6 protein-coding genes are annotated in these 5,288 nt (G+C 50.2%); 4 read left to right on the top strand and 2 right to left on the bottom strand.

The window, feature by feature from the left end:
• The first annotated feature begins 2 nt into the window (after positions 1-2).
• The 4 genes from A6M56_RS24190 to A6M56_RS24175 all read left to right on the top strand — a co-directional run bounded on the left by A6M56_RS24190 (position 3) and on the right by A6M56_RS24175 (position 2,170).
• Positions 3-149, top strand: coding sequence for a YpsA SLOG family protein (locus tag A6M56_RS24190; protein ID WP_286758501.1), 147 nt, complete (start codon positions 3-5; stop codon positions 147-149).
• 113 nt (positions 150-262) lie between these two features.
• A complete protein-coding gene (locus tag A6M56_RS24185) occupies positions 263-460 on the top strand; it encodes a hypothetical protein (RefSeq protein WP_286758500.1) in 198 nt (65 codons plus the stop codon).
• 404 nt (positions 461-864) lie between these two features.
• Complete coding sequence (locus tag A6M56_RS24180) at positions 865-1,134, top strand: hypothetical protein (protein WP_286758499.1); 270 nt, start codon at positions 865-867, stop codon at positions 1,132-1,134.
• A 703-nt stretch (positions 1,135-1,837) separates the two neighbouring features.
• Positions 1,838-2,170, top strand: coding sequence for a hypothetical protein (locus A6M56_RS24175; protein WP_286758498.1), 333 nt, complete (start codon positions 1,838-1,840; stop codon positions 2,168-2,170).
• On the opposite strand, the gene A6M56_RS24170 is transcribed toward A6M56_RS24175, so the two are convergent.
• A complete protein-coding gene (locus A6M56_RS24170) occupies positions 2,167-2,394 on the bottom strand; it encodes a hypothetical protein (RefSeq protein WP_286758497.1) in 228 nt (75 codons plus the stop codon). The two genes, A6M56_RS24175 and A6M56_RS24170, sit on opposite strands and share 4 nt — an antisense overlap.
• A 273-nt stretch (positions 2,395-2,667) precedes the next feature.
• Positions 2,668-5,232, bottom strand: coding sequence for a plasmid replication protein, CyRepA1 family (locus A6M56_RS24165; protein ID WP_286758496.1), 2,565 nt, complete (start codon positions 5,230-5,232; stop codon positions 2,668-2,670).
• Between the last annotated feature and the right edge of the window lie 56 nt (positions 5,233-5,288).

Genomic DNA, 5,288 nt, shown 5'->3' with positions numbered 1-5,288 from the left:
TCATTTCATTCCTAAACAGGCATTCGATTCAAGTCCTGAACATTGCCGGAAAGCGGGAATCCAGTGCACCGGGGATTGGCGAATTCGTGAAGCGTTTCTTATCGACCGCGTTCACAGACGCAATGCAGCCTCCAATAGATTCCGACTAACCGACAAGGTAGGGGAATATGGCTGTTGCATTAACTAGCGAGATAGCTGTTCAATTTCCGCTCCCGGTTCCTACAGGCTGGATAGAATAGCTCATATGCAAACGAGGAGGGGAATGATGACAAGCACTCCACTATTCGACAGGTATGGCCGCAAAATCGGATTCACCGAAGCACGAACTAACGGTGACATTGCTGCCTATGATGCATCCGGAAAATTCCTGGGTCGCTACTGCGCGTGGTCGAATTCGACCCATGACAAGGATGGTCGCCGCATCGGCAATGCCAATCAACTCGGACGGCTTTTCATGTGATAGCTCGTCAACTACTGGACCCCGGTGCTTCAAATGAGGAAATCGCTCAATTGAAAATTCAATTGTTATTGCCTGTTATTTTTCTTTGCTCGTCGTTCACCGCATATGCACAAGAAACAGTGGGCAAGGTCGATTGGGATTATGTTTATGTCGATCTACATACAAGCTGTAATCGGTCCTATTCGCTTTTTCCGCCAACTGTTAAATGCATTGAAGATCGTCTCTTCGCGGTCCGGTACAAGGTTTCATATGACTTCCACGGGATGCGCCGCGAAGTCTATCTCGATTACATCCCGGATGAGAATACTCGTGTTGATGCAAGCGGCAATCTCGAACCAAGAAATCACGCAGTGAAGGAACGATATTAATTTGCGCTCCATCGATTGAATAGGAAGGAGCACATCATGGCCTTGACCGAAGTGGAACGTGTATTGTTCGAAGCTCGCAGGGTGTGGCTGCAGACAGCCGGTCGATATGTTTTTAGACTCGACATTTACGGAGTCTGGCTATGCGGCGTTCAGATAACGCCAAAACGGACTGCGGACATCTTGAATCAAGATAACGGCGGAAAGTTTTCTGAGAGCCAGCTTTGTTATCACCGCATCTACTTGGTGTTCGATGCCTATTACGTTTTCTTTCCCAGGTTTGAACGCCATTTCAATTTATGGCATTGATCAGAAGTTGCGTGGCCGCCGTAGCTAAATGATGTTGCATGGCGAATTTATTAATTGATGGAAAACAAGTATCGTCTGAACTTCACAATAATGGATTCACTCATTGATAACTGCACGGAGAGCGATTTTGAATTTGTGTGCCCAAAGAAATGGGACGAGCTACGCAAATCTTACGTTGAGGGCGTTCGATACTGCGATCAGTGTAAGAGGAATGTATACCTCTGCCGAACCGACGCAGATATCAAGCTATATGATTCGTTGAAATACTGCATTGCGATTAGTTCGTCGCAATATGAACAGCGCCGAACGCCACAATCCATTCACAAAGATACGGTAGCTCAATCCAAGAATGTCACATCGGGTGACATGTCATGGCTTGTAGGCATTTGGCGGTCAGCCACGAAGCAACCGCAGCCACCAAGAGATCCAGGTGAAGAATTCGACATCCCTGATTTCTTGCTGCGCAAATAGCGGAGTAGGCAAAATCAGTCCGCATGACCACACGAAGTACATGAAGCGAGGCAGTTAGATATCAATATGAAACGACGAAGAAGACGATTTGGAGCATGACCGACTCAATTTGCACGCCCATTTATTGGCGAACTGAACACATAACATCACCGAGAGCCAGGGCATCCAACCCTGGCTCTCTTTATTTCCGCCCTCAAAAAATGCAGATCGCTGCCACAGGAGAACTCCCGCCATGGGCTTGACCGACGAAGAACCAAAACCCATTATTACGGTTCTCATTCAATTGATGCAAAAACCGCCACTGTTCCCACTTGGGCAGATAGTCGCGACACGCGGCGTCTTCATGCACCTTCAACGGGAAGGCATTGACGCCAGCCTTTACCTGGGCAGGCATGTGCGGGGAGACTGGGGAGACGTACCGCCGGAAGATGCCGCAGCAAATCAGTGGGCCGTGTCGAGCGGTATGCGAATTCTTTCGTCATACCGGATTGCTGGCGAAAAAGTGTGGATCATCACCGAGGCCGACCGCAGCATTACAACACTACTGTTCCCAAGTGAATATTAATTTTCCGAAAGCGTACCGATCGAAGTGCCGTTGATCTTCCAATAATCGGCTTCCAGCTTGCGGAACCATGTCGAGATTTCGCGTCTGGCTTCCAGTTCACGGTCTTCTTCCATCGCCTCTTTGTACGTTGGGTATCGCCAACCCATTGGCGGCGTTCCGAATTTTTTCCTGATTCGTATAACGAGTGCCACTACATTAGGTGGCAAGTGTTCGAGATCGTCCATTCCTTTTCCTTTCGTTCAGTCCAACAGGCACCAGTATTCAGGGATATTTATTCGACCGGCCATCAGGACCGATCAGGACTGCTCCTAGGACTTCAATTTGCAGCATGGATAGTTCCTGTTCTGGTCCTATATCGGAAGCCCCCTGCCGCTTTCTACCGGGGTTATATTTTTTGAATCAAGCAGACTGGTAGCCTGAAGATTAATGGGGAACAACTGGTGCCTCTCAACACTATAGAGAGATGAATAATCAGTTGTTCCCGTGGGTCTAGCACATCAAGAAAAAGAGGCGCGACGCTGGATGATATCGGTGACTAATTTCACGGAATCGGCATCGACTTCATATTCACGCACTCGCTTGCCATTGATTTTGTAATTGGCTGTTTTCTTGCGCGAAAGACCGATCAGACGCAGAACAGGGGTTAAGCTTTGGACTGCATTTCTTTCAAGGTCATCGCGCACTGTCAGGCCAAACAGTTCTTCAATGCACCGGGCATTCTGCTTATACGTCACAACGAATCGTTTCAGGTCCGCATGCTTGAAAGAAACGCCGCATTTGATGGGGGTGCTGTCATCTGCTAACCCAGCCGAAGCCAGAAGTTCGCGTAGCAGTTCACGCTTCAGAGGCAATTGGGCTGCATCTGGAGCAAGGACGCTGGAATCATCAAAGCGACGGCTACGGTTGATGGCTAAAGTCAGCGGGGCGAAGTATGCTTCTGCCAGACGGATGCGTTCACGGAACTTGCCGTTGTCATCAAGTTCGATCAAGCTGGTATCTACAAGAGTGCGATAGAACGACGCCAGTTCATAATGTCGCATCGAACATTCATCGGCAGGCATGATGAGCTTGGTCTTCTGCATGTCCACGAGCTTGCGGTACTCTTCTTCACTAATGGGCACGGCATTGCAGATGGCGTTGACCCGATTGGCTTCGATCAGAGCTTCTGCGTCTTTCATCTGTGCAGCGCCTTCCTTTGCTGAGTCGGCAGATCGCTCAATCAGATTCGCTTTCCAGCCATTTTGCTCACGCAACTGCACAAAATGATGGCGCAAAGCATTCTTGGATGCTCGCTGTATTGCTACGACCTGAGAATATACCTTCAGAAAGGACTGATCGAGGATGGGGAAATGATCCCGTTCATAGCCAATGATCATGTCGTTCAGGTTGCGGCACATGATTAGTTCGGCCTCGATGGCAGACGGGTCAGTTTCAAAATTGAATCGTTCTGGCGTCACCCAGACTTTGACTGCCTTGGGATGCCGTACACGCGCCAACTGCTGATCGATATCGAAGTGAGTGTTGACACGCGACACGAAGAAGCCGAACACGGTATCGATCTCATGCCCCTCGTTGTCAAAGGTGATGTCAATGCCGGTGCCCAATGTCGGTGAAGCGATCACCACGTCCACGGCCAGAAATTCCGCCTTGATGTTGTCAATGAAGCGCTGTGTGGCTGCATCGGCGGCATGTTCGGCAGTAACCAGGACGACTTTCTTGTCAGGGTAGGCGGTGGTGACTGCGGCATGTAACGCCTTCGCCTTGCGCCTCGAATTGGTAGCTACATAGTGCCGCCCGCCGTTCCCGATAGCTGCCAGCATGTCAGCAATTAAATGCTTGTCGTCTGCGTACAGGTCGTAGTGCTTGAGAGACGGTCGATAATCGTTCAGGTAAAAGCGACAGGGTGTATTGCTATCAACGACTTGATACATTGCCTCAATAGTGATGGCACCAAGATCTGCGTCGCAGAGGAGGACTGACTGAGCTTGTCTGAGGTAATGGCAAAGCAGTTGGTAGCAATGACGGCGCTTATTCTTAAGGGTGTCGGCTGCCGTTATGTGACGTAGCACCTGTTCGGCCTCATCGACAATGACGACATCATAACGGTGAACATGGGGTTTCAGCAGCTTTCCCATGCTGTCCACGCATATTGCATAGCGGTCGTTGGGGAGATTGTTTTTTAGCTTTCCGTCATCAGAGTGGAGATAGCAGGTTAGACCAAGGCGGCAGGCCATACTGTGAATCAATGCTTGTCGATGCCCGATCAGCAAAACAGATAGGCCACGCGTTTGACATTCATAGCTGATCCGTTCCAGTTGTTTGGTCTTGCCAGAACCCTTACGGCTGCCAATAAGCGTCAAGCCGGGCTGAAGCGGAATCTCGGGTAGGAATTTGTCGTACAACGCTATGTGGGTCCGTGTGGAAATTAAGCGCAGCCATTCTGCGATCTCTTCTGGTGTCGGTTCGATCAGGTTGCCTGCATCGTCGATGTTGTAAAGGTCATCATGGTGGTGCGGGAATTCATCGTGCGCCAGTTGGCGTACTGCATGCGCGACTGCGTTGAAGTCATAATGCGGTTGTTGGACACGGTCCGAAGTTCCGGGCCAGAAGGTCGATACGCAGGTGCTGCAATAAACACCACGCTTGCCGCCCTTGTTCACGACCACCATCGCGCTTGGATGCCGATCCATATGGACAGGGCAATGAATAGGAGTGCGACCGTTCAGGTCTTGCAAAGCTGCCATGCTGCCCTCCTTCAGTCGAACCTGTTGATTGCTTTCCAGTGAAATCAGAGAGCGATTTGTCACGGGAACCCGCGCCGTCTTTTCGTCCGGGTCGCCGTCTGAATCGCTTATACGAACTTCATGCCCCATCACCAGCAACTTGTCCAGTTCAGTGCTGGGAAGGATATTCCCAAGAATGATCGGATTGCTGCCCTTGCTGCCGAAGAAGAGGCGACATGCATCTTTGCAGGAACCGTCGCCGCCGAAGCGGCGAATGACTCCCTGATATGCCGCTCTCATTTCCGAGGGATCGGTGATGGTCCGGTCCAGTTGGAACACGATTGTCTGACGTCAATTAGATTTGCCGGTTAACGACAATTAAAATTGCCGCCCTA

This window comes from Ralstonia sp. RL, assembly GCF_001683835.1.
Classification (GTDB): Bacteria; Pseudomonadota; Gammaproteobacteria; order Burkholderiales; family Burkholderiaceae; genus Ralstonia; species Ralstonia mannitolilytica.
The sequence above is the reverse complement of the archived record's forward strand: the minus strand, read 5'-3'. Positions and strand labels throughout refer to the sequence as shown.